The following is a 23,579-nucleotide window of genomic DNA, read 5'->3' as shown; positions in this document are numbered from 1 at the left end:
AAAACGCCGCATCAATGCGATCTTAAATCAGATGCCAAAACAGTCTTTTCTTTCTTTAATCGTTTGGAAGCAACGCCTGGTATTCTGGCTAGGCGCAATATTTGTCGGCTTGCTCATCGTGGCAATGACCTTGCTCAGCGAATGGGCGGCACAAACCTACCGTATCCTGTCACAGCATTATTCCTGGTTCCGTTTTGTCGCCCCGCCTTTCGGGCTGGGGTTCACTGCATGGATGACATTTCGTTTCTTTCCCGGCAGCGAACGCAGCGGCATACCACAGGTTAAAACGGCACTGGAAATTGCCGGCAACTTGGAAGCAAGAAATCAATTGATCTCCTTGAGAATCGCTTTGGGGAAACTGCTGTTACCGATCATGGGCCTGATTTCCGGGGCGTCAGTCGGTTTTGGCGGCCCCGCCGTTCACATTGGCGCATCCATCATGCTGTCACTCGGCAGGGCGGTTAAATTTCCGCCGCATTACATGGAGAAAGGGTTGATCATAGCCGGCAGCGCCGCCGGTTTTGCGGCCATGTTCAGCACCCCTTTGGCCGGCATCGTTTTTGCCGTCGAAGAAATGGGCCGAACGTTGGAAGAGCGCATTAGCAGTTTGGTTTTGACCGCGATCGTGTTTTCCGGTGTGACCGCTTATGCTTTATTGAACAGCTATATTTATTTTGAAGACGAATCGCTGCGCATGCCATGGGGACAACATTGGCTGGCTATACCGGTATGTGGAATCGCCGGCGGCTTTTTGGGTGGTTTGTTCAGCAAAATAACGATTGTAGGGGGGCGTTTACTTAAGCGTTCAGGGCTTCCCTTCGTCGTTATTGCTATTGCTTGCGGCGGCGTGATAGCCGCGTTAAATTTTTTATCCGATGGGGCAACCGTAGGCACCGGTTACCAGCAAACCAAGGCCATTTTAAACAGTACTGCCCCTCTGGGTATTTCCTTTCCATTTCTCAAAATGCTTGCCACTTGCGCAACTTTTTTCAGCGGTATACCGAGTGGAATTTTTGTGCCCTCGATTGCAACCGGTGCGGGGCTAGGTATTGATCTGGCACACTGGCTTCCGATTGCGCCTGCTTCAGTCATGATTTTGTTAACCATGACCGCTTATTTCTCGGGGATGCTACAATCGCCGCTCACGTCATTTGTGATCGTCATGGAAATGACTAACAGCCATGAAATCCTGATACCATTGATGGCTACAGCTTTTTTTGCTACCGGAACGTCAAAAATAATGAACCCGGTGCCTTTGTACCTGGCTTTATGCGATGCCTACTCTACCTTGGGCACATCCCACAATTCCGTCAAAAACTAATTTCTGTTTTTAAATAACGAACAGCAGGAGCTATCCCAGCGGCTTCGACACAATTCTATTTACTTGTCTGGTTTATATTTGGATCCGGACTCTCAGATATTTGTTTTTTAGATCCCGTGACTGACTCAAAATGGCCGACTGCTGCTATTCACGGCGGTCAGTATTGCTCATATTCAGTATGGTAAAGGCCCTCCTACAGCAGGATAAAAACGATAATTCTGAATCATAGATGCAGAAATCACATGAATTTATCTGCTATTGCCCATTTTCGCACGAATCCTTACGATCATCCTTTGACGAAATACCGAATTTACTTGATGGCGACCGAGGCTGGTAACGCCATCCGGCCCTCTGCCTGCAGCCCGGCTGGGGCTCGGTAGGACATGCATTATCTAATGCATCTGTTACAATAAAAAGAAAAAGCAGCCTGCAAGGGAACTAAGCTGCAGACGCAATAGCAGTGGGTTTTGATATGAAAAAAGCAAGGAAATCTACGAAAAATACCAATCAAACCGATTTATTCGAGCTGGTGGCGCATCTGGAGCAGTTGGAACAAATCAATTCCGAACTCTCGATGATCACATCGCTGGGTCGGCTGGAGTTAAGCACGATCGTTGAAAAGCAAATGGATTGGGTGGAGCTAGACGAGACACAGAAACAAGTAGTGTTTTGACGCCATATAGCTTATAAAACCAAATAAGCCGCCATACATATGCCGATAAAGCTGACAATGCTAAAAATTGCTTGGCGCATAATTGAAGAGTTTCTGCCGAATGAACGTGCCAGCAACATGGCAATAAAAGCGCCGGTTACCGAGAGGGCTGCAAAGTTCATGACGAAAGGCGCCATCTGCTCAATATATTCCGCAAAAGTGGGTGAAAGCATGAAGATTGTTAAGATGCTCTTTTTTCAAAAATTTATGTTTTTATAAACTCCATACGGTTATGATAAATCCCGTACCTGGATACGGAGTCAAGCGCAATGGCGCAAAATAACTTTACGATTGGTGTGCTGGCGGAAAAATCCGGAGTAACGGTCGAAACGATTCGCTATTATCAACGGCGTGGCCTGCTTGCAGAACCGGTAAAGCCGCCCGAGGGCGTTAGGCGTTACTCCGAACACAACGTGCAGCGGGTGCTGTTCATTAAACAAGGCCAAAAACTGGGTTTTTCACTCGGTGAAATTTCAGCGTTACTAAGCCTTGAGGAGGAAAGGCATTGCCGGGAAGCAAAAGAAATCGCTCTTAAAAAGCTGGATCTCATCCGAGAACGTATCGAAGGCTTGAGTGCGATGGAAACGGCTTTGTCTAATCTGGTGGAGAAATGCGGCAACACCGGGACGGCATGCCCGATCATCCAGACCCTACAAGGACGATCGGAATAGGTAATTTGTGCTTGTTTCCTACCTCGCCATCTTTATAGCGAGGCGGCTTCGATGAGTCCTTGAGGAATAGCAGAGGTAGATCCTCTGCTTCCTTGCGTTGTATTTTTGCATCGAGACCGCCCGTCCCGTTTGCAGTCGTATATCTGATGTGGGTAACATAAAGCGCAGCGATTCAACCGGCGCTGATAACGGCGAAAAGAGCGCGCTACCAAGTGTTCAAGACGATCGAACCGCCCTTTGTTATCTATGGCTAACATATGCTGTTCGACCGACAACGTAGCGAAAAGGTGCCGTGCTTGATTTATCAGAACGTCATTGTCCATTTCCCATTTGCCTAGCATCCCGCGCTTCCATTCGATGTATGCCGCTTGCATGGAGACTATCAAATCATGGTTTATATCCGCCGACATCTCCGCCCCCGCCATTCCACATAAATTTACGATTTCGATTCGCAATAAATCGCCAAGGCAATAAACTTTCAGCTAACCGGCCAAGCCCACCAAGGCCTTGATCTCTCGAATCACGCCGCGCTTATCCACGTGTTGCCTGATATTCATCGTAAAGCCAATCCAAAGCTTGAGTATATTCCCCTTCTCTTAAGTTATACTTTGGATTCCAATTATTTTCTTGAACGCTAGAAAGCTAAACCGTCGGCGCATTGACCATGCCAGACACATCTGGAAACAAATTAATTTTAGAGTTAGCCGTACAACAAATGTCGCCCCCGACTTGTTCAGCGCGCCGGTCACAAATTGCGCCAGCCCGGTCACCGCCATGCTGAGCAGCAACATGACCTCCGAAAAACCGAGTAAAATATCGATCGATACCAGCATGAATGCTCCCCTTGATGTTTACGATAGTACGCAACTCCATGGCGAGGATGGAGATTGCCGTTTTATGACTAGTAGGTATCATTAGCCGCATTGACAGAATGTAACCCCAAAAGAAACCGTCCGACAAGATTTTAATTGTAAAATCAATGACTTGTTCATTTTTGTTGTTTGATGAGTCGGGCTTATCGGGAAACGAACAAAGTGGCAGTCACCAGCTTTAACCCAAAAAGCACGATTTATTGCAAGGAATATGCAATAATCACACCTTTTATTTGCAGGCAGGGGCAACCCGCAAAGCGTTTACACCTCGTAGCCTGGACGCCTGCATCGCGGCTAACCCGAACTCAACTCTGATTGCGAAACTCAGAGAATTTTTACCGGATTGGCTGCTGCATCGCCCCTATACGCTATTCAATACCCGAAGATTCAAGATCCCGTGTTTGAACCCTTGTTAACCCAAATCATCGCGATTGCCAAAGACGCCGGCCAAGGCATCATGACCGTCTACCACCAGTCGGCCGGCAGAGTGGTTTTGATGGCCGACCAGTCGCCGTTGACCAAAGCCGACCTGATTTTGAATCAAAGCATCGTCAGCGCATTGGCCCGGCTGACGCCGAATATCCCGATTCTTTCGGAAGAGTCTATGGAATGGGATACCGCCGCCGCGCATGCGGTCGTCAACGCGACCGGCGGCAAGGTCTGCGAACTGTCCGGTGAAACGCTACGTTACAATAAGGCCGATTTGCACAATCCGGAGTTTTTCGTGTTGGGAAATTCCGACGGTGCCCTGCTCAGCGCCGTTCAGCGCTGTCTATGAATCATTGAGCCTGGGCGCAACAAATTTTGAGAGCTTGCAGCCCCATCGCCTTATCCGAGCAACCATTCACCCTTCACCCATGATCAAATTTACCAATCAATTCATCCTGATAGGCTACAAGGGTGTGCGCCTCTGTATCCGCTGCTATCGGCTGTTGCTGCGCGTATTAAGGCGGCTGGACCTGATGCTGGGCAAATTTTCGCCGCTGGCGCCCTTGCTGGACCGGTTTCCGATACCACGAGGAATGGGATATTTTCTGCCTGAAAAATTGAGCCTTGCGGATTTTTTCGGCATGCTGGAGCAAAGGAACGTGCGCTATCTCGTCTTGCGATGGCACGAGAAGTTTCCCGAAAATCCGCAGGATGGCGATATTGACCTGCTGATTCACGACGACGATATAAATCTGCTGCAAGGCCTGTTTACCGCTCGCATCACCGCAGTCGCGTTCGACATTTATACGGCCTCGGCCCAATACGGCTTCACCTACAAAAATTTACCGTATTATCCTCCGCATTTGGCCTACGAACTGCTGGCCGCGCGGCAGTGTACGCCAGCCGGCATCTTCGTGCCCTCCCCGAGGCATTATTTTTTGAGCCTTGCCTACCATACGTTGTACCACAAGATGGACGAGGCCCTGTTTACCGGGCAGAGCAACGGGCGCCATGAAAACTCGAAATATGTCGCAAAGCTCAAGGAGCTCGCCGCCTCGGCGGGTTTTAACGGTGAAATCAATTTCCCTGCGCTGGATGGCTTTTTGTTCAAAAACGGTTGGCGGCCGCCGTTCGATACACTCAGGAAGCTGCTGGCCGAAAGCCCTCGAACCGGTATCACGGCGCCCTGTCTGAATCGCGTCATCACGCCGGACCTGCTGGTGTTTGTGGTCCGGCAAGCGGCGGCGCAACGCGGGCACATCGAGGCAATAGGTGAAAAAATAAAGCGCCTGCCGCTGGAAATATTCACGATCGCCGAAATCGGCGAAGCCAACCGGCAACTGATCAAGGAGTCAATTCGAGGCGGCGAATGGGGCAGCGAGGATTTTCCCTACAACTACCCCGGCGGCCTGCCGGTCATGCTGATCGTCGCGATTGACCATGCGCCGGTGCCGGTTTCCGAGACACATAAAAAGCGCTACCCTTTCGTCAACAATGCGCATACCCTGTTGAAGCATCAGATCCGGCAGGATCTGAACGACGACAAGCGTTGTGGACAGTGGACGAATACGGTGCATTGCAGCGACGATGTGTATGAAGCACTGGATTACCTCGCCATCGCCTGCCCAGCGCAAGTGCCGGAACTTCTGCGCCAATATCCCGAATTCACCCCTTATTGGCAAGCGTTGCAGGCGTTTGGCGGTTCGGTCTCCGGCCCTAAACCCGTACTTACCGCCAGCGAAACCCCTTAGTTAGAAAGCCGATGTCGCTGATCGTATTTGCCGTATCGGAAGAAGGCCTTCGCTTACTGCCGCCGGGATTTTTGACCGGTCTGATGGAACAATACGGCCTGCATCTCGAATTTGAAAGAGTTCCCGCCCCGCATGAAGCGGAGGAATTGGCGAAGCATCTGGCACCGGAGCTGTGGCACAGCGCTTTCTGCACTGCTAAGCACTCCCGCATCGGCCTAGTGATCGGCGCCTATGATCTGGCGGTCACCCCGCCAAACTTTACCCAACGGCATTTATATCCAGGAATCGACAATGCCAGGCTGCTGTTATTTGCCTATCATTGCCAAAGAGCGATCCGCGCAAGGTTTTCCGGCCACAAATCAGGCGATATGCTTTGCTCAACCGCAAACGCAAAGGCTGCGCGCCAATGCCTCGAAAAACTCTGGCCTGAAGCACTGGCAGGGATCGAAAAGCGGATCGCGGAAGGCGAACGTGAAGTGAGCAGCCGGCATACGGTGCTGCGGGAGCTGACCCGGACCGGCATTTACGCGAAGGTTTATCTGATCGATTACCAGGGGGCTCCCGCGGTCGAAAAAATCTACCGCCCCCGCTATCGCGACAGATTGGAGCGGGAAAAAATGGCCTACGGCCAGCTGGCGGAGACGGTCGATACGATCCCAAAGGCTCTGTCGATCGACGGCAATTCCCTGATCCTGCCTTTCATCCGGCAAGCGGCGCACTATGATCCGACCGGTTGGAAACTGGTACCGGTCAAAAAAATCCGGCAGATCATTGCGGCGCTCAGGCAATTGTACGATGCGGGTTATGCGGTGATCGACGCGCATGCGGGCAACTGTATTTTCGATGCCAACGATAAATTATGGATGATCGATTTTGAATTTCTCCATCGCTATGCCGAACGTCCCGAAAGTTTTTGGCAAAGCTTTGATATCGCAGGAATTCCGCCTAATTTTGCTGGCGCAACCCCGCCCGGATCGCCGCCTTATTTAACGCGTCCCTGGCTGGAGAGTTTCGGCTTCCCCCCGCAAGCAATAGATAATGACACGGCCGTCTCGATCCATCTGCGCCGGCTTGTGTACTGGGCCGGGCGCAAAATGCCCGCCTATGGCTACCGCAAAGCCAGAACCGGCGTGCGCTTCGCATTGGCTGTCGTTTGCCTGCTGCTAAGACATTTCTCGCCGTCCTCGGCGAGACCGATCCGGCTTGAAATGCGGCCGTGAAAACCAGCGGAATCTTAAAAGCCGGCGGCGTTTATTCGATCGTCGGCATCGCTCAGTCACTGATTTGGGTTATTTTGCTGCCGGTGCATACCCATTTTCTTTCGGCCGCCGATTACGGCTTGATTTCGTTATGTACCGCGATGGTGACAGGATCGGCAACCGTCCTGGAATTCGGTTTCAGCCGGGCGGTCGTACAGTCCATTTTCAGTCACAGAACGCAGGAGCAACCCTGGCAGATCGAGCTGCTGACGCCGATCAAATTTATCCTGATCATTGCGCTGGCAATCATGTCCGCGACCGGCATCCTGGCCTGGTGCGGTTTTTTCGAATTCGATCGGCCGCTGGCGATCGTCATCACGCTGACCGTCGGCGCCGCGGTCACCTTGCCGATCATCCGCGTGTATGGCGAGGCATTAAAAATGCAGTCGCGACTGTCCGAGTATGCCAAATTGATGTCGGTGGTGCTGGCGGTAACCCTGTTTGGAAATCTAGGCCTCGTCGTCGGCTTAAAACTGGGCATCGTCGGCGTGCTTCTCGCCTTGGCAACGGCGAATTGGCTGGGAGCGATGTGGGCAGTGTTTGCGTTAACGCGAAAACTCTCCCACCGGCTGGATAAGAACGAGCTCAAACAGGCATTGGCTTACGGACTGCCGCTGGTTCCGCATTTTTCGATCGGCGCATTTTTACCGGCCATCGAGCGCAGCCTTTTGGCTTATTTCGCCGGCATACAGACCACCGGCCTGTATGCGGTCGCTTCTTCGATTGCGAATCTGTTGACAATCATCACGACATCGTTCACGACCGCGTTGCGCCCTCGCATGTTTGCCATGCTCGAAACAGCGCAGGCAAAAGATTTTTCGCTGCTGCGCAAGAAGATGGTTTTAGTCACCGCGGCGTTTATGGTCATTGCGGTGATCGGTTCGATATTGGCCGAACCTGTCATCACTCTGTTTGCGGGCAAAAATTTTTATGACGCCTGGCCGATCGTTCCCTTGCTGCTGACGCGCCAGGCGATATACGGCGCCTACCAGTACGTCGCCACGGTTTATTATTTCATCAAGTCAGGCACCAAAATGCTTTTACTCGTTTCCTGTCTGGCCGTGCTGACGCTTCTCGTGATCAGCCCCTTTGTTGTTCCTCGATTTGGCGTATTCGGCATGGCTGCCGTCTCCCTGCTTTCAGCTTGCGTGTATTTGTTTTGCGCCTCGGCAATCGCAAAACGTTTACATCCGATGCGCTGGCCGACGATGAGGTCATTCATGATCGTTTTACTTGGCTCCATGGCTCTTTCAGGGGCATATCTGCCGTTGTTCATGAATGAAACTTCGTTGATAATAATGGGTAAAACGCTCGAAGTTTCGGTTGCGCTAGCCATTTTTCTCGCAATTTTGAAGGTTTTTCACAAAATGGAAAAAACCAGTTGACCGATTGATGAATGCCAATGTCAATCGGGACTTAAACTTTTTCTAGCACTTACACATTTGTTAGCATTCCATCTTCCTGATAAGGCTTACGGATCAGCTCAAAAGCGACCGGAATAGAATCGCCTCCGCTGTGATACAGCGCATTGAGCTGGTTGATTCCCCGTACCGAACGCCCTTGGCAATGATCATAATGCCAACACATCACTTCGTTTTCGTCCGTCCAGGCTTTCTTTTGGATTGTATCGTCGAAAATCAATACGCCGTCTTCCCGCTCTATCTGCCGAACCGTCGATTTCACTTGTCCCCATAAATCTCGCGACGTATATTCGAGTTCCGATAAAAAGCGCGTGACTCGATCATGGCTCACATCTCCTTCAACCATCGCCGATAAACCGGTCGCTGTCGCTGTACCAAACGTGCTAATCAAATAGTCGGTGTATATCTCTAGGTCTGCTTTTTCATCCTGACAGCATACCGGTTTTTCATAGGTGGGTGCGTAACATCAGTTAATAAATACGAACAAGCAAGAATAGCCACTACTTTACAGACCAAGTCGACAAAGAGTGGCTTTCTGCGATGCGTTCAGCCTTTGCTACGCCCTTATCGATCCACATTAGATTTGTCTTATAAATTGGGGGATTGAAGGTTACGGGCTGTTGCTCTCTGCTGATTTATAGACACAATTTGCTGGTTATTTGCTTATATAGAAACACAGCAAATACCCTTTGCTTAAAATAAAGACGCCTTGCACTGATTCAATGAAAGATTAAGGTGACTCTGAATAAGTTACTTTCGTTCATGGTTCGACAAATTTACCACGAGCGGAATCATCAACTGACTGCTCGTCAAGAACTTGTCGAAGAACATAACCAGAGTTTCCTTAGCTCCTGTTGTTACGCTGGATTGAGAAGAGCAATGTAGCAACCTCAATTATCCTAAACTTCCGATTCCAGCGCCGCTACCTGAATAATTAACCGGATAAGCCCCTCTTTTCTTCTAGGTGCTTCAGTCGATCTAGGCATCTGCAAACGCTGTGCTCGACAGGTTTGAGCATTTTGGCACAAATAATGCTTGTATATTTATATAGCATTGCTTAATCAGCTGAATGCTTAACAGCTATCTCATCGTCATAAAGTCCCAAAACCTTATGACATATCCAAAGCGTCCGCGATCTCGGTTGGTTTTTTCCTGGACAATCAAGGTACCGATTCCTTGATTGGTCAAGGACTAAATAATGAACAATAGAAACGACAACCCCTTTCGAATCGGGGATCAGGGATTCCACTTTCGCATTTAATGGACAATCTTACACATCATGCACCAGACCATTGTAATTTTAGGCGCTACTGGTTACATAGGAAGATATTTACTGGACTCGCTTGTAACGATAAAAGATATAAGGATAAAGGTGCTTGTCAGGCCAAAACTTCAAGAAAGAAACTCCATTCAATGGCCTAAAAACGTTGAAGTCAGCCAAGGCGATCTGAATGATGTCGATTCCTTGCGCAATTTGCTCGAGCCCGGTTGTACGGTTATTAATCTGGTTTATTCATCGGAAGCCGACGAACAAGGCAATCTTGCCATGATGCAAAATTTGCTTAATGCTTGCCTGTCGTCAGGAATCGCAAGGCTTATCCACTGCAGTACCGCCGTTGTTTCCGGCCGCAACTCGGCGGATCAAATCACCGAGGCGAGTGAATGCCGGCCGATCACCGAATACGGGATCACCAAGCTCAAAATCGAACAGACGATTCTGGACGCGGCCAAGGGGCATCTAGAGGCCGTCATTCTGCGTCCGACCGCCGTTTTTGGCCCTGGAGGGAAGCAGTTGAATAAACTGAGCACCGACCTGGTTCACGGCAGTCTTTGGCGAAACTATCTAAAAACCTGCCTTTTCGGCCAGAGACGAATGAACCTGGTCTATATCGATAACGTGGTTGCAGCCATTCTGTTTCTGCTTCGATATGCAAAACCGTTCAAGGGGAGCGTATTTATTGTTTCCGACGATGCCTTTCCGAATAATAGTTTTATTGACGTCGAGCGTTTTTTAATACGTTCGTATGGCTTGCCCGATTATCCGCTGCCGCAAATTTCTCTTCCGCTAGTCGTCTTGCGTCTGCTGCTACGAGCATTGGGTAAAGACAATATCAATCCGCATTGCAACTATTCGCAAAAGAAACTTGAAGACATTGGTTTCAAGCGCCAGACGGACTTCGAAACCGGGGTATCGAATTATGCTGGCTGGTTTCTCATGCAACAAACGAAATCATCAGGAGCGCCAGCATTTTTCGCGAAAGCTGAACTGGGATCCGTCCGATTTCAGCAGCGAAAAATTAGTTAGCGGTAATTGCCTTCGGCAGCCCGCGTTCGTCCTGTGTCTATCTAAGCCTAAACATTCGACCGATCGACGAACTGCCCCCCCCCCCCACACACAGTCCCCTGCCGATCCTGAAGTACCAGCACGAACGGTCCCCAGACATGCCTGAGCAAGAGAATGCGTTCATACGTCGAGGCATGACCAGAGAAGACGCGATCAGCACGTTGGTATAGGCTGAGGTGAGATCGTCGTTTCTAGGGTAATCCTTTAAGATAAATTATTTTATCGTCAATTTTTTTGAGGTCATTGATCGAGTGACACACGGCGATTTTCCCCGTATATCTCCGTCGATTCCGAGAGCTGAAGGAAAAGACCATAGGTAACTGGATAAACATCACCGTGAGCAAGCCAAGGAATTTATCCTTTCATTCATTCCGGTCGACAGTCGTAATCGAACTGATTGAGAAGCACTACGTCAACGATAAGGTCGTCGGAGCTGTAACCCGGACATCGCGCGGAATCGGCTAAGGTTGGACCGATCAGAACTTATTTGAAACCTGAAGACCTAGAGCCCAAGTTTCATGAGAGATTGACCGGGCCTAGAAAAACCAAAGGAATAGGAGCTTTTGGCTCAGATGAGTGTTATGCCCGATGCGAACCGCAACTATTGCCGGCACATTGTCCGCCATAATCCGGCGCTTTGTGGTGGGTAAACTGGTGGACAGAAACCCAAGAAATAGCGTAAGCTATTGATTTATAATAAGACGATGGCGGAGAGACAGAGATTCGAACTCTGGGTGGGCTACAAACCCACGACGGTTTTCAAGACCGCTGCCTTAAACCACTCAGCCATCTCTCCGTGAGCCCACTATAATAACCGAATGAAATTTTATTGCAAGCCTTTCAGCGCAATTTTTTCATTCCAGGCGCAGCCGCTGCGGTAATTTTTCTCCGACTGCGGCGGCAAAAAGGCTTTTTTATCTCAGCCGCATCCGAGCTATCCCCCCTCTCCCCTTGATTCTAAAAGCCTTTTTTAAGGTTTCGATTTTTTCAGTCTCGGCGTTTTCTAAATTTGTATTCTTTTTGCTTTTAAGCACTATATGTTGTGTTAATATAATCGCAACAACCCACATATAGACATTTGACCAGCAATCCACCTACCACCTAACTTGCTGATTTAATGTTATTTTACGCCTTATTCACCCACGACTTAAAAGAGAGATCGCCATGACAGCACTTCTTCATGTCATCCCCAACACCGTGACCGAAATTCCTTTTCAGGATGCCTCGCTCGACATCTGGGACACCAAATACCGCCTGAAAACGAAGGAAGGGACGGCAATCGATGCGAGCATGGACGAGACCTATCAACGGGTCGCGAAAGCCTTGTCCGAAGTCGAAGTCGGCAAGCCGAAGCAGGAAAAATATTATAAGGAATTCCTGTGGGCATTGCGTCAGGGCGCAATCCCGGCCGGCCGGATCGTGTCGAATGCGGGCGCTTTGGAACACAAGCCGGCGACCTCGACGATCAACTGCACCGTCTCCGGCACCATCGGCGATTCGATGGACGACATTCTGGCCAAGGTGCATGAGGCCGGGCTGACTTTGAAGGCCGGCTGCGGCATCGGCTACGAATTTTCTACCCTGCGCCCGAAAAACGCCTATGTCTCCGGCGCCGGCGCTTATACTTCGGGGCCTTTGTCGTTCATGGACATCTACGACAAGATGTGCTTCACCGTCTCCTCCGCCGGCGGCCGCCGCGGCGCGCAAATGGCGACCTTCGATGTCGGCCACCCCGACGTGGTCGAATTCATCCGCGCCAAGCGCGAGGACGGCCGTCTGCGCCAGTTCAACCTCTCGCTCCTGATCACCAAGGAATTTGTCGAAGCGGTCAAAAACGACAAGCCCTGGCCGTTATCGTTTCCGGTCACCGAGAAAGAAGTCAAGACCGACAAGCTGGATTTGAGCGACAGCAAACAGATCCTCTGGCGCGACCTGCCCGGCAAGGACGGCTACATCGTGAACAATGACGGCCTGGTCGCCTGCCGGATCACCAAGACGATGCCGGCGCGCCGTTTGTGGGACATCATCATGAGCTCGACTTATGATTATGCCGAACCCGGCTTCATCCTGATCGACAAGGTCAACGAGATGAACAACAACTGGTTCTGCGAAAACATCCGCGCGACCAATCCCTGCGGCGAACAGCCCCTGCCCCCTTACGGCAGCTGCCTGCTCGGTTCGATCAACCTGACCCGTTTCGTGGTCAAGCCGTTCACCGGCGAGGCGCATTTCGATTGGGACACTTACCGCAAGACCGTGCGTATCTTTACCCGCATGCTCGACAACGTGGTCGAAATCAACGGCCTGCCCCTGTCCAAGCAGCGCGATGAAATTTTCAGCAAGCGCCGCCACGGCATGGGCTACCTCGGCCTCGGTTCGACCGTCACCCTGCTCGGCATGAAATACGGCGACGCCGAATCGCTGCGCTTTACCGAAGAAGTGACCAAAGTGCTGGCCGTCGAAGGCTGGAAGGAAGGCCTGGCGCTGGCGAAGGAAAAAGGCCCCGCGCCGATCATGGAACAGACGTTCAAGGTGACCGGCGAAATGCTGCACAAGCGCCCGGAAATGATCGCGGACGGTTACAAGATCGGCGACACGATTCCCGGCAAGGTTCTGCACGCGAAATACAGCCGCTACATGCAGCAACTGGCCGAAGTCGAACCCGGCCTGGTCGCCGAAATCGCGCAAACCGGCTGCCGCTTCACCCATCACAGCTCGATCGCGCCGACCGGCACCATTTCGCTGTCGCTCGCGAACAACGCCAGCAACGGCATCGAGCCGAGCTTCGCGCACCACTATTCGCGCAACGTGATCCGCGCCGGCAAGAAATCGAAGGAAAAGGTCGACGTGTATTCGTTCGAGCTGTTGGCCTACCGCGAGATGGTCAACCCGGACGCGATGCCGTACAGCGACGATCCGAGCCAGCAACTGCCGGATTATTTCATCGCCGCCGACGACGTCACGCCGAAGCAGCATGTCGACATTCAGGCCGCCGCGCAAAAGTGGATCGATTCGTCGATCTCGAAAACCGCGAACGTGCCGACCGCCTACCCTTACGAGGATTTCAAGTCGATCTACGAATATGCGTATGAAAAAGGCCTGAAAGGCTGCACGACCTTCCGCTTCAATCCGGAAGTGTTCCAGGGCGTGTTGGTCAAGGACAAGGACCTCGAAAACACCACCTACCAGTTCACGCTCGAAGACGGCCATGTGGTTGAATTCAAAGGCAACGAGGAAGTCGAATACGACGGCGAGACCCACACCGCCGCGAATCTGTTCGACGCGTTGAAAGAAGGCTACTACGGCAAGTTTTGATTGAGGAACCCGACATGACACATAAAATCAGCAAAAAAATCGTCGGCTACAAAGTGCTGACCCAGGAAGACAAAGCCGCCGCCGAACAGATCGCGGTCGAAACCAAGCAGCAAGCCCTCGAACGCATGCACGAAAACGTCGAGCGTCCGGAAGTGCTGGTCGGCTCGACCTACAAGATCAAGACCCCGCAGTCGGAGCATGCGCTGTACATCACGATCAACGACATCATCCTGAACCAGGGCACCGAACACGAAGAGCGCCGCCCCTACGAAATCTTCATCAACTCGAAGAACATGGAGCATTTCCAGTGGGTACTGGCGCTGACGCGGGTTATCTCAGCGGTGTTCCGGAAAGGCGGCGACGCCATCTTCCTGGTCGAGGAATTGAAAGCGGTGTTCGATCCGCGCGGCGGCTATTTCAAGAAAGGCGGCGTGTTCATGCCGTCGCTGGTCGCCGAAATCGGCCATGCGATCGAAGCGCACTTGAAGCACATCGGCATGATCAAGCCGGAAGCGATGACCGACCATCAGAAAAAGCTGCTCGACGAGAAACGCCGCGAGTTCGAAGCGCTGCACGGAACGTCCGAAGGCCAGGCGTTTCCCGAAAAGGCTGTGCTCTGCAATAAATGCAGCACCAAGGCGATGGTGATGATGGATGGGTGTATGACTTGTTTGAATTGTGGGGAGAGTAAGTGCGGGTGAGAGGACAGCACAGACTTATCGATAAGTTTGTCCGTTTATCATGAAAAAATGAGTGATATACCGATCTGTTTAATATCTTGTTATATTTACTTAAGCAATGTTCAAGTATCTCTACCTGACAGAAATCGAATGGGCTGACACCTGGATCGGAGGAGGATTAATTCCCATCAAGCTGGCAAGCACCTACTTGCATCCAGAGAGGAATGGCGTTCTTACTCCAGATGAAAATCTAATTCACAAATCCAACGTTGATATTCGAAGTCTATCGCCCGGAATTCACTTAGATAATATCAAGAACCTCAATATGTCTAATGTTGTAATTAACGGTAGGCGTGTCCCGGACATCCAAAATGCCTCTTACTACAAAGAAGACGGCCTGATTTTATCGTTCTGCGACAGTGAAAACGCCGCCATAGCAGAGAGACTCGGAAAAAAATGTTGCGTTAGGGTATCAAAGCTTAAGGAGCTCAAAAAAGCAATTGACTCTCAGCTGGGTGTGAAAGGCACAATGGGTCCCTGCCAATATACAACCGATCATCAACGAAACCATTTTTTAAAATCCGTTGAAGACGCTTGGCAAGAAGAGTTTCGAATGTTGTGGAAATTCCCAGAAAATGTCAGCGTTACAATTCCAGGCGGTCATGCAAAGCTCGTGGCAAAGTATACGTAAATATAACCAGCCATGTAAGGTACGCACCGCGTACCTTTTTGGGGCTTGATTCACCGGAACGCTTTGAAACTGGTACGCAGAGCTATAGGATGGGCTGAGGCACGAAGCCCATCAATCGCGAACGATGGGCTTCCTTCGTCAGCCCATCCTATCAATCTCTATTCTCCTGCCTCAAAATCAAACTTGCCGTTGTGACCCCATGTCTCTGGGTAAACGCCAAGCCTTACATAATGATGAAAACTTGAATAAGGCCAATCCGCCACCTGCTTTACAATGCCATGTTTTACCGGATTCCAATGGATATAATCGACATGCCGGTTGAAATCTTCCTGATCCGTGATCAGATGAGTCCAGAATCGGCGCTGCCATATTCCCCGCTCTCTTTTGCTCATGCGACTCGCCGAAATGCGCTCGCCCTTTTCAAGGGAACGGGAAAACTGCCCCTTAAGCAAGTTCCAACGAATGGAATAATCCGTGTCAACCTCGGGTAACGTCCATATGCAATGTAAATGATCCGGCATAACCACAATCGCATTGATATCAAACGGATGCCTTTGTTTGACCTTACGAAATGCCTGTCGCAGCGGGTCTATTTTGTCGACTAACAAAGTATTGCGTTTCCGCTCTGCGAGATTGACCGTAAAAAACCATGTGGCGCCTGGCGCGTAAACTCGACGATATTGGGTCATTGAAAACTTCCTGCTGCAACTGATTTTCTTTCCTTATTTCACTTGCCGCTTTCAGCCTGCTCCTTGAATTTTTGGGTGTGTTTCAGGATCTCGGCGACAATTTGCTCGGCGGTTTTGTCGATATCCTTCTCCGAGGCATTTTTTTCCAACACAAATTTGGCCGCAGCCACATAGGGGTTCATGGTCACCACGGCGCCAGGCATTTTTTTAGCAGACTTCATGGTGCCGAATACGAGAAAAGGCGACTTGGGGTTGGCTCTGGCCAGATTGCTGACCGCCACCTGGGCTTCCATACTGGTCGCGCCCCGACCAAAACCAATGGTGGCGCGCTTGATGCGGTTGCCTTGGCCCACCTCGGTGAATACCCCTTGGATTAACCAGCCCTCGCGCGGCAGCGATTGTCGGGGGGATAGGCGCTGCGCCGCCAACCCCTTATTGATGAGGTGCTTGATCAGGCTTCGACTCATCGTATCGATGATCTTCTTAGCCTGTTCTTCAGGGTCTGCATGCGCCATGGGATGCGGCAGCCGTTGCCCTATCGGACTTTGGCGGCGTTTGGGTAAAATGCCGCGAACGCCTTGATCGACTTCGACTTTCTCGGCTTCGAGGGCAAAGTCGCTGACATATAGGGTTTTGGGCACGCCAGCCGGCCATGGGCCTTTAATCTCCTCATCGATGACTTCAACTGCTCCGAGCACCGAATCGCGTTTGGTTTGGCAGCCTGTAATCCATGCTATGCAGATGATTAAACAAACAAGATGGGCAGTGAAATTTCGGTATGCCATAGCTGTCCTCGGTTTTTGGGGTAGGCTGAAAAAAGCCTTTAAGACTTTTTCGCGTATTTTTGCACACGAGCCGACAGCGGCAAATTAAAAAGTATTTTTGCAGGACCGTTGGGTGGGTCTGCAATCCGCCGGGAACGGAGATTATATCGACTTCGGCCTCAATGAGGATTGCTCGATCTAATTAACTATTGAGCGAAGACCGGCCTTATCCGTTCGAAAGCGAAAGCAGCACCGAGGCGGTCGGCAGATACCAATAAAGCCGGCCGTTCTGGGGCACGCAACCGCCCTGCACGTACTGGATCATGTCCGCCTGTAGCCAAGCGGGCAATTGAGTGAACTCGAGCTGCATGCAGAATGAAATGAATTCGGCCAACTGTGGCGCCGCGGAAGGCTCGAACAGGCCGGTGAGATCGATCGGCGTCGGCAGGATGCGTACCTGGGGCTCGGCGCCGTACGACCGCAGCCCCTGCACCAATTCGTGACTGCTGATGGCGTTATTCTGGAGCATCGGCGTGGTGCGTTCGATGAAGGGCTCGAACAACGGGAACATGGCGTGAACACCGTAGGGCCCGCCGAGAAACGCCAGGGCCGCCCCGCCGCTCACCAACGCCGAGACAGCATGCAACATGTGCAAGGCCGGGTCGGGCATCCAATAGAGGCTGTGGGAGAACAGTGCCAGGTCGAACTCCTTCGACAGCGGCGTATCCAGGGTGAACGGTCGGGCTTGGATGTCATGATCAATTTCCAATTCGGCGACCGTCGCCAAAAGGCATTCGACATGCCGAGGATTGGGCTCGAATGCGACGTAGCGCCCAGGTCGTATGCTTCCGGCGCGCTCCGACCAACTGCGAATTAAAAGACCCGTGCCGGCCCCGATGTCGAGCAGGCGGAAACCGTCGCGCAGGAACTGGGTCACCCGAACCAGTTCGTCGAGCATCTGCGGATACTCCAGCGAGTGTTCCACGAACACCGCGAAGGTTTCGGCATAACGGCGCGGATTAAGGGAGGGGACAGCGATTTTCTGCATGATGATGAAGCCTTCCGGTTGACCGGCCATGAAATGAGCCATCGATCAGCGCCGGGTATTTTCCAATAACCGCAGCAGACATTAAGGATAGGAAATACAATGGGCATAACTGACCGTTTCAGGGGCGATGATGCCTCTCGGGTGAACCGCTGTCAAGCGATCAGCATCGCGGTATTGAAGGTATGGCATAATATTTGTTGCAACCACAGCTATAGGACCGTAGGAGGATTCGCGCCGGCATTCCGCCGGAAACGGACTCATGCTTCGGAATGGCGGATTGCCTTCGGCGAATCCGTCCACGTCCTGGTATTTTTTTGCCATGTATTTGCTTGCTTCGTCCCGTTAGCTCGATGTTAGGCATCAGAAGACCAAATCAGGAGATATAAATATGCATGAAATAGATTGGACTTCAATCTTCAGTCCAACTTTAAGTCTGATAGAGATAGTGATAAGAGGTACGATCATCTATCTCGTGTTATTTTTCTTTTTGCGTCTTCTTCGCCGTGATACAGGTTCTATCGGAATAGCAGATCTGCTTGTGGTGGTGCTGATAGCAGATGCTGCCCAAAATGCTTTGGGCAGTAAATATGAGTCGATCACGGAAGGAATAGTACTTGTCGGAACAATTTTTTTCTGGAACTATGCCCTGGATTGGTTGGCGTATAAATTCCCTGCGTTTCAAGGATTAGTCAGACCGAAGCCACTTTTATTGATAGAGAATGGTGTGTTAATGCGGCGAAACTTGCAGAAGGAAATGATAACGAAAGAAGAGCTCATGAGCCAATTAAGAGAGCAAGGAATCGAAGAAATTACAGAGGTAAAGGAGTGCTACTTGGAAGGTGACGGGAAAATAAGTATTGTTGCCAAGTCAGGAAGAACTTAAAGACTAGGTCTGCAGGGCCGATTCGTGCCAGCAACCCGCCGGGAACGGAGACAGGCTTCGATATGGCGGCTTGCCTTCGGCGAATCCGCCCTACAGCTCTTAACATTCCATTTTGCCAAGCCTAAAACGGAAATGGTTGAGGCAGCCTTGCGCGCGCTATTCGACCTGTTCCGATTCGTCCAAGGTGCCGGCCGCCACTTCGTGTAGCAACGGTTCCCATATATGCGTCGACGTCGCATCGAGCAGCATGACGTCAGCACGCCCCGGTTTGCCGAGTTTGCGGCCCAATTTGGTCGCGAGCTCCAAACCGGATGCGCCGCTGCCCAAGATGACGTTTTGTGTTTTGCGTTATCTAACTCCGCACAACCGTTTTCCAACCCTGTCGAATGGCGGACGTTTATCGAATCGGGCTTGACCGTAGTTGAGTTTACGGCACGCCTTTGTTCGCCATTGCCGCCGCTACGGCAATGGCGAACAAAGGTTAAATGTCGCCTGTTCTTAAGTGCCCGGCAAAAACCCTGCTTGTCACGACGCGATCATTGCAACGGGCAGTTGGCGTTGAAATTGCCGTCCTGGTTGAACGGAATATAAGCCAGCGAGCCGTTAACCAAGTCTACCGACGAACAATTCAGAGGTGCCTGCAAATAAGCAGTGATGCGCGCGTTATGCTGAGGCGCGTTGGAATAGTTATAGTTCAACGAATTAATCGCAGACTTCAACGCGCCATCGACCCAGCCCGACCGGTTCGGGTTGTAAGACTCGCCGATCAGCGATACTTTTTCACCGGACAGCGGCTCTACGGCCCAAACGGCGACTCTCGCATTGGTTATTGTCGTCGGGCCTTTCAACCAATACCAGGCAGCGGGCCAGTCTTGATAAGCGGTTTGCTGGATTTGATCGACCGACAACTGCGCAGCGACTTCGGGAAATACGATTTTATATTCGCGTATGATTTCTTCGTTGATGCCCGCAAGACCTTTTTTCTTGTACAACCTTGCCCAAAACTCGACGCACGCCTTATCGTCGTTATAAACCGAACGCGTGACCATTTGGTTTTTATGATAAGGGGTATGACCGAACTCCATCGCGTTGAAACACAATAGCTCTCCTGCTACGCCATCCTTCGTCGCCCAGGCCCGGTCGAGCGTACCGCCGCCTTCGGCCTGCGTGCCGTCCCACCAGGCATTTTTCCACCAGTTGTCGACGGAAATGACCCGAATGCCCTTGATCGCTTTAAACTCCGGTTGCGCTTTGATGCGCGCGGCAATGCTGCCGCCGACTTTTTTGAAAGGTTCCGCCGGCACGGCAATGATCACGCTGTTCGCGCTCACGGCATAATGGGCCGATTTCAATTTGTATTGCGATTTTGCTTTACCGATCGAACGCACCGGTTCGGAAGTGAACGCCCTCGCGCCGTTGGCAACCGCGCTGTTCATCATTCCTTTGACAAAGCTGGACATCCCGCCTTCCGGATAAGTCGGATTGCAGCAAGCGTCCCAATCCTCGGTCAGAAAACCAATATAGCTGAGCGCATCGATATTGTTTTCAAAGTCGCCCCGAAAACGGAAACCGTCGGTCAAAAATTGAAAACCTTCAGGCGTTAATACGTCCTTCAACCATAACGTGTTGTTGCGGTACTGCTTGGGAGCGGGCGTGTATTTCGGATTGAGCAATGCGTGATAATAGGCGTCGTTGTAACAGCCGTTATAATTGGCATCGCCGTCGCAATTCCATGCGGTGGAGCTGTCGGGATACTGACCATCGACATAGCCGGAAGCCGGGTCCGGAAATTCGGCGTTCGGCACAGGCGCTTGATACAACTTGGGATCCTGTAAAAAGCTATTGACGTCACCGGTGACATGCCCTTTGGCAAAGACCCGTTGCGACCCGTACGGCACTTTATAATTGCCGGTTTGCTGCGTCAAATCGAAACCCAATTCTTTTGCTAAATTGAATAATAAATTTTGCGTTTCCTGTACCCGTAACGCACCGACTCCGAAAACGCCTTTGCCGTTGGGCGCCTCGACGTCTTTGACGCGCCCCCCGAAATAATCGTTGGCTTCGAATAAACACACTCGGTCGTGCAACACAGGTGCAAGCCTGTATAGCGAATATACGCCGGAAGGACCGCCGCCGACGATGGCGACGTCGCATTCAAGTTCCTGCTGCGCTTTTGCATGAAGCATTCCCGAGATCATTAACCCTGCAATTAACGCAATACCTCTACACTTCTTATCGGCCCACATACCTTTCCCCTAGGCGAGTTGAAAATGGAGCATTATTTTATGCCTCTGCATGGCCTATGTGTCAATCGAATCGTTATTTAGAAATAACTTGTAAGATGGGCAGAGAAATTTCGGTATGCCATAGCTGTCCTCAGCTGTCCTCGGTTTTTGGGGGTTGGCTGGAAGCGGCACATTAAAAATGTACTTCTGCAGGACCGTTGGGTGGATCAGCGCCAGCAATCCGGCCTGGATTTTCTAGGTAAGGGAATTATTAAGTCAGGCGTTTGTCTTTTGATTTGAGGTTTTTTATAGGAGAAACCAACATGAAAATGCCAAAAATCGATAAAGTAATGGTGGGCGAAGCTCTGGTCGGTGAAGGTAATGAGATGGCTCACGTTGATTTGGTGATGGGGCCGCGCGGCAGCGCCGCGGAAATTGCGTTTTGTAACACGCTGACCAATCAGAAACGGGGCGATAATGCCTTACTGGCGCTGGTCGCGCCCAATCTTATGGCTAAGCCCAATACTTTACTGTTCAACAAAGTTGAAATGAAAAACGAGAAGCAGGTAAATCAGATGTTTGGACCTGCAGAACGCGGCGTGGCGAAGGCCGTGGTCGATAGCGTCAAAGAGGGAGTCATACCGATAGAAGAAGCCGACGATGTATTTATCTGCGTGGGTATCTATATTCACTGGGATGCCCAGGACAATAATAAAATCCAGGATTGGAACTATGAAGCCACAAAGCTGGCGATCAAACGAGCAGTCGAAGGAAAACCGACGCCTGTCGAAGTGATTTCCCAAGAAGACGTGATGCATCATCCACTTGCAGCACACGATTAAAGCGGAAATCGGGCAAGAGAGATTGCTTACAGCATACGATGCAATTCTTGCAAACTAACAAAGCCTCATCAATGGCTTTTATCAAAAGAACAGAGCAGAGACTCGGCAGCGGTAGTCTCTTCAACTGATTATTCGCTGCCTTGTAGGAGGTAATATGTGGACCAAATTGATTGATATCGTCGAAACTAGATGGCACGAAAGCCTGACTCCAAAACAAAATTTAGCGAAAGCCATTAATACTCTTTATGGGGCTATGTTCAACTGCCATATCGCTTTTCAGTATTTCGAGAATGACCAAAATGAGCAGAATTTTGCTAATTTTGCCTTTGCTGTCGATGGAATGATTTCAACGCTCAAGAACTTACACCCCACATTGAAAATCTTTGATCAAGAGCTCGCTGATCGTTTGAACAATTATGCTATGGGCTCAGACCGGATCGCCGCCATGAGTAATCCACGGGATCTTGTAAAGTCTCAAATCAGATTTCTCAGGGAGCTAGTTGATGAGGAATCCAACATTATTGGACTTCCAGAAGAAAATTTCACGGCATTTAGGGGCGCCAAAGATCAGTTGAGCAAATTCATTAGCACACATCTCACGATGTCTGAAATTTTTGAGCAGCCATAAAATGACCTTGCCCAATCAAGCGGACAATCGACTAGGAAAGTAATTCCTAAACCGAGAGGGCGGATTCGCGTTAGCAATCCGCCGAGAAAGGATACATGCTTCGAAATGGCGGATTGTCTTCGGCGAATCCGCCCTACCCTGTTATTTTTTTGCCATGAAGCCTACGCATCGCGTGCCTTTTGTGGCCTGATTCAACGACACTTTTGAAAGTGACAGGCGAAGCGTAACCTGATCTTTACACATGAAATATGCCAGGCTGCCAGTTCGATCTGCGTTATCATGTCTAAACGCATATGCAAAAACTCAGTAAGGCAGATTTGCTCTAGCGATAATCCGGGAACGGGCTCAGGCTTCGAAAAGGCAGGTTGCTAACGCAGAGTCCCCCTGTTAAATTGTTAAATCTTTATAGGAAGTTTTCAATGTCCAACTTCGATCTTTACGGCAACGCGTTCAAATGGCTTGTTAGCCTCAAGGACAACTTATTGAAAGTCAAGATTCTTGAATATATCATTATCATTGCAGCCAGCACCGCGCTCATTTTCGGTTTTGCCGTATTCCTGGTCGATCCTAATATTCATTCGTTGGGCGACGGTATCTGGTACGCCTGGGTTTCGATGGCGCACGTCGGCTATGGCGACGTTGTACCGACATCGTTCTTGGGGCGATTGCTGGGAGCAATCCTGATATTTTTTGGACTCGGCATGTTTGCAGTCTTTACCGCGAGCTTTTCCGCCGCGCTGATCGGCAGAAATTTAGGCTCTTTCAGGGAGGAAATGAGCAACGTCGAAAAAGAAACACGCGATATCGAACGCGAAGAAAGCCAGGTATTGAAAGAATTGGTCCGTCTACATCAGCGTCTTGATCAACTGGAATCCAGACTCAACGAAAACAAGAAAGATTAAGTCCGTAAAGCGGATTCGCGTTGGCAATCCACCGGAAACGGGCGCAGACTTCGAAAAAGGCGGATTGCCTTCGACGAATCCGCCCTGCCCTGCTATTTTTTTACCATGAAGCATAGTAACCGTTCACGCCCT

General features: G+C 50.7%; 23 protein-coding genes, 1 tRNA gene and 1 pseudogene. 15 read left to right on the top strand and 10 right to left on the bottom strand.

Annotated elements, in window-relative coordinates; all coding sequences use genetic code 11:
- Positions 1–31: 31 nt before the first annotated feature.
- Together ACEPPP_RS01030 and ACEPPP_RS01025 are read left to right on the top strand one after the other, a co-directional pair.
- On the top strand, positions 32–1,321 hold the full coding sequence (locus ACEPPP_RS01030) for a chloride channel protein (RefSeq protein WP_374089206.1): 1,290 nt from the start codon (positions 32–34) through the stop codon (positions 1,319–1,321).
- Positions 1,322–1,793: 472 nt separating this feature from the next.
- Complete coding sequence (locus ACEPPP_RS01025) at positions 1,794–1,994, top strand: hypothetical protein (protein WP_374089205.1); 201 nt, start codon at positions 1,794–1,796, stop codon at positions 1,992–1,994.
- An 11-nt stretch (positions 1,995–2,005) separates the two neighbouring features.
- On the opposite strand, the gene ACEPPP_RS01020 is transcribed toward ACEPPP_RS01025, so the two are convergent.
- Positions 2,006–2,206 carry a hypothetical protein gene (locus ACEPPP_RS01020; protein WP_374089204.1) on the bottom strand — a complete coding sequence of 67 codons (201 nt, stop codon included), beginning with the start codon at positions 2,204–2,206 and terminating at the stop codon, positions 2,006–2,008.
- A gap of 96 nt (positions 2,207–2,302) precedes the next feature.
- Here ACEPPP_RS01020 and ACEPPP_RS01015 point away from each other — a divergent pair, with 96 nt between their 5' ends.
- Positions 2,303–2,704 carry a MerR family transcriptional regulator gene (locus ACEPPP_RS01015; RefSeq protein ID WP_374089203.1) on the top strand — a complete coding sequence of 134 codons (402 nt, stop codon included), beginning with the start codon at positions 2,303–2,305 and terminating at the stop codon, positions 2,702–2,704.
- A 596-nt stretch (positions 2,705–3,300) separates the two neighbouring features.
- Here the strand turns inward: ACEPPP_RS01015 and ACEPPP_RS01010 are convergent.
- Positions 3,301–3,537 carry a hypothetical protein gene (locus ACEPPP_RS01010; RefSeq protein WP_374089202.1) on the bottom strand — a complete coding sequence of 79 codons (237 nt, stop codon included), beginning with the start codon at positions 3,535–3,537 and terminating at the stop codon, positions 3,301–3,303.
- Between the two features lie 436 nt (positions 3,538–3,973).
- On the opposite strand from ACEPPP_RS01010, the gene ACEPPP_RS01005 reads away from it, so the two are divergent.
- The 4 genes from ACEPPP_RS01005 (at position 3,974) to ACEPPP_RS00990 (ending at position 8,400) form a co-directional block, all read left to right on the top strand.
- Positions 3,974–4,354, top strand: a complete 381-nt coding sequence (locus ACEPPP_RS01005) for a hypothetical protein (protein WP_374089201.1) — start codon at positions 3,974–3,976, stop codon at positions 4,352–4,354.
- 79 nt (positions 4,355–4,433) lie between these two features.
- Complete coding sequence (locus ACEPPP_RS01000) at positions 4,434–5,756, top strand: hypothetical protein (protein WP_374089200.1); 1,323 nt, start codon at positions 4,434–4,436, stop codon at positions 5,754–5,756.
- An 11-nt stretch (positions 5,757–5,767) separates the two neighbouring features.
- Positions 5,768–6,976 carry a hypothetical protein gene (locus ACEPPP_RS00995; RefSeq protein ID WP_374089199.1) on the top strand — a complete coding sequence of 403 codons (1,209 nt, stop codon included), beginning with the start codon at positions 5,768–5,770 and terminating at the stop codon, positions 6,974–6,976.
- On the top strand, positions 6,973–8,400 hold the full coding sequence (locus ACEPPP_RS00990) for a lipopolysaccharide biosynthesis protein (RefSeq protein WP_374089198.1): 1,428 nt from the start codon (positions 6,973–6,975) through the stop codon (positions 8,398–8,400). Before ACEPPP_RS00995 ends, ACEPPP_RS00990 begins: the two co-directional genes overlap by 4 nt.
- Before the next feature lie 85 nt (positions 8,401–8,485).
- On the opposite strand, the pseudogene ACEPPP_RS00985 reads toward ACEPPP_RS00990, so the two are convergent.
- Positions 8,486–8,842, bottom strand: a pseudogene (locus tag ACEPPP_RS00985) (IS701 family transposase); the annotation flags it as partial.
- Between the two features lie 873 nt (positions 8,843–9,715).
- Between ACEPPP_RS00985 and ACEPPP_RS00980 the strand changes: the two are divergent.
- Positions 9,716–10,741, top strand: coding sequence for an NAD-dependent epimerase/dehydratase family protein (locus ACEPPP_RS00980; RefSeq protein WP_374089197.1), 1,026 nt, complete (start codon positions 9,716–9,718; stop codon positions 10,739–10,741).
- Between the two features lie 744 nt (positions 10,742–11,485).
- On the opposite strand, the gene ACEPPP_RS00975 is transcribed toward ACEPPP_RS00980, so the two are convergent.
- Positions 11,486–11,576: transfer RNA gene (locus tag ACEPPP_RS00975), tRNA-Ser, on the bottom strand.
- A gap of 368 nt (positions 11,577–11,944) precedes the next feature.
- Here ACEPPP_RS00975 and ACEPPP_RS00970 point away from each other — a divergent pair.
- The 3 genes from ACEPPP_RS00970 (at position 11,945) to ACEPPP_RS00960 (ending at position 15,466) form a co-directional block, all read left to right on the top strand.
- Positions 11,945–14,095, top strand: coding sequence for an adenosylcobalamin-dependent ribonucleoside-diphosphate reductase (locus ACEPPP_RS00970; protein ID WP_374089196.1), 2,151 nt, complete (start codon positions 11,945–11,947; stop codon positions 14,093–14,095).
- Between the two features lie 14 nt (positions 14,096–14,109).
- A complete protein-coding gene (locus ACEPPP_RS00965; RefSeq protein ID WP_374089195.1) occupies positions 14,110–14,796 on the top strand; it encodes an NrdJb in 687 nt (228 codons plus the stop codon).
- Positions 14,797–14,893: 97 nt separating this feature from the next.
- Positions 14,894–15,466, top strand: a complete 573-nt coding sequence (locus ACEPPP_RS00960; RefSeq protein ID WP_374089194.1) for a hypothetical protein — start codon at positions 14,894–14,896, stop codon at positions 15,464–15,466.
- 158 nt (positions 15,467–15,624) lie between these two features.
- Here the strand turns inward: ACEPPP_RS00960 and ACEPPP_RS00955 are convergent, their stop codons facing one another.
- The 4 genes from ACEPPP_RS00955 to ACEPPP_RS00940 form a co-directional block, all read right to left on the bottom strand.
- Positions 15,625–16,155, bottom strand: a complete 531-nt coding sequence (locus ACEPPP_RS00955) for a transposase (RefSeq protein ID WP_374089193.1) — start codon at positions 16,153–16,155, stop codon at positions 15,625–15,627.
- A 38-nt stretch (positions 16,156–16,193) separates the two neighbouring features.
- Entirely contained in the window at positions 16,194–16,940 is a 747-nt protein-coding gene (locus ACEPPP_RS00950) for a DUF4410 domain-containing protein (protein ID WP_374089192.1), read from the bottom strand.
- 205 nt (positions 16,941–17,145) lie between these two features.
- Positions 17,146–18,009: a class I SAM-dependent methyltransferase gene (locus tag ACEPPP_RS00945; RefSeq protein ID WP_374089191.1), complete on the bottom strand. Its 864-nt coding sequence runs from the start codon at positions 18,007–18,009 to the stop codon at positions 17,146–17,148.
- Positions 18,010–18,048: 39 nt separating this feature from the next.
- Positions 18,049–18,288, bottom strand: coding sequence for a hypothetical protein (locus tag ACEPPP_RS00940; RefSeq protein WP_374089190.1), 240 nt, complete (start codon positions 18,286–18,288; stop codon positions 18,049–18,051).
- A gap of 67 nt (positions 18,289–18,355) precedes the next feature.
- Here ACEPPP_RS00940 and ACEPPP_RS00935 point away from each other — a divergent pair, with 67 nt between their 5' ends.
- Positions 18,356–18,850: a DUF421 domain-containing protein gene (locus ACEPPP_RS00935; protein ID WP_374089189.1), complete on the top strand. Its 495-nt coding sequence runs from the start codon at positions 18,356–18,358 to the stop codon at positions 18,848–18,850.
- A 156-nt stretch (positions 18,851–19,006) separates the two neighbouring features.
- On the opposite strand, the gene ACEPPP_RS00930 is transcribed toward ACEPPP_RS00935, so the two are convergent.
- Both ACEPPP_RS00930 and ACEPPP_RS00925 read right to left on the bottom strand, forming a co-directional pair.
- Positions 19,007–19,177 (bottom strand): hypothetical protein, encoded by a 171-nt coding sequence (locus ACEPPP_RS00930; protein ID WP_374089188.1) that lies wholly within the window; start codon positions 19,175–19,177, stop codon positions 19,007–19,009.
- Positions 19,178–19,386: 209 nt separating this feature from the next.
- Positions 19,387–21,036: an FAD-dependent oxidoreductase gene (locus ACEPPP_RS00925; RefSeq protein WP_374089187.1), complete on the bottom strand. Its 1,650-nt coding sequence runs from the start codon at positions 21,034–21,036 to the stop codon at positions 19,387–19,389.
- Positions 21,037–21,404: 368 nt separating this feature from the next.
- On the opposite strand from ACEPPP_RS00925, the gene fae reads away from it, so the two are divergent.
- The 3 genes from fae (at position 21,405) to ACEPPP_RS00910 (ending at position 23,447) form a co-directional block, all read left to right on the top strand.
- Positions 21,405–21,917 (top strand): formaldehyde-activating enzyme, encoded by a 513-nt coding sequence (fae, locus tag ACEPPP_RS00920; protein ID WP_374090860.1) that lies wholly within the window; start codon positions 21,405–21,407, stop codon positions 21,915–21,917.
- A 154-nt stretch (positions 21,918–22,071) separates the two neighbouring features.
- Positions 22,072–22,545 carry a hypothetical protein gene (locus tag ACEPPP_RS00915; protein ID WP_374089186.1) on the top strand — a complete coding sequence of 158 codons (474 nt, stop codon included), beginning with the start codon at positions 22,072–22,074 and terminating at the stop codon, positions 22,543–22,545.
- 419 nt (positions 22,546–22,964) lie between these two features.
- Complete coding sequence (locus ACEPPP_RS00910) at positions 22,965–23,447, top strand: ion channel (protein ID WP_374089185.1); 483 nt, start codon at positions 22,965–22,967, stop codon at positions 23,445–23,447.
- Positions 23,448–23,579 lie beyond the last annotated feature (132 nt).

Source organism: Methylomicrobium lacus, assembly GCF_041897535.1.
GTDB lineage: Bacteria > Pseudomonadota > Gammaproteobacteria > Methylococcales > Methylomonadaceae > Methylomicrobium > Methylomicrobium lacus_A.
The sequence above is the reverse complement of the archived record's forward strand: the minus strand, read 5'-3'. Positions and strand labels throughout refer to the sequence as shown.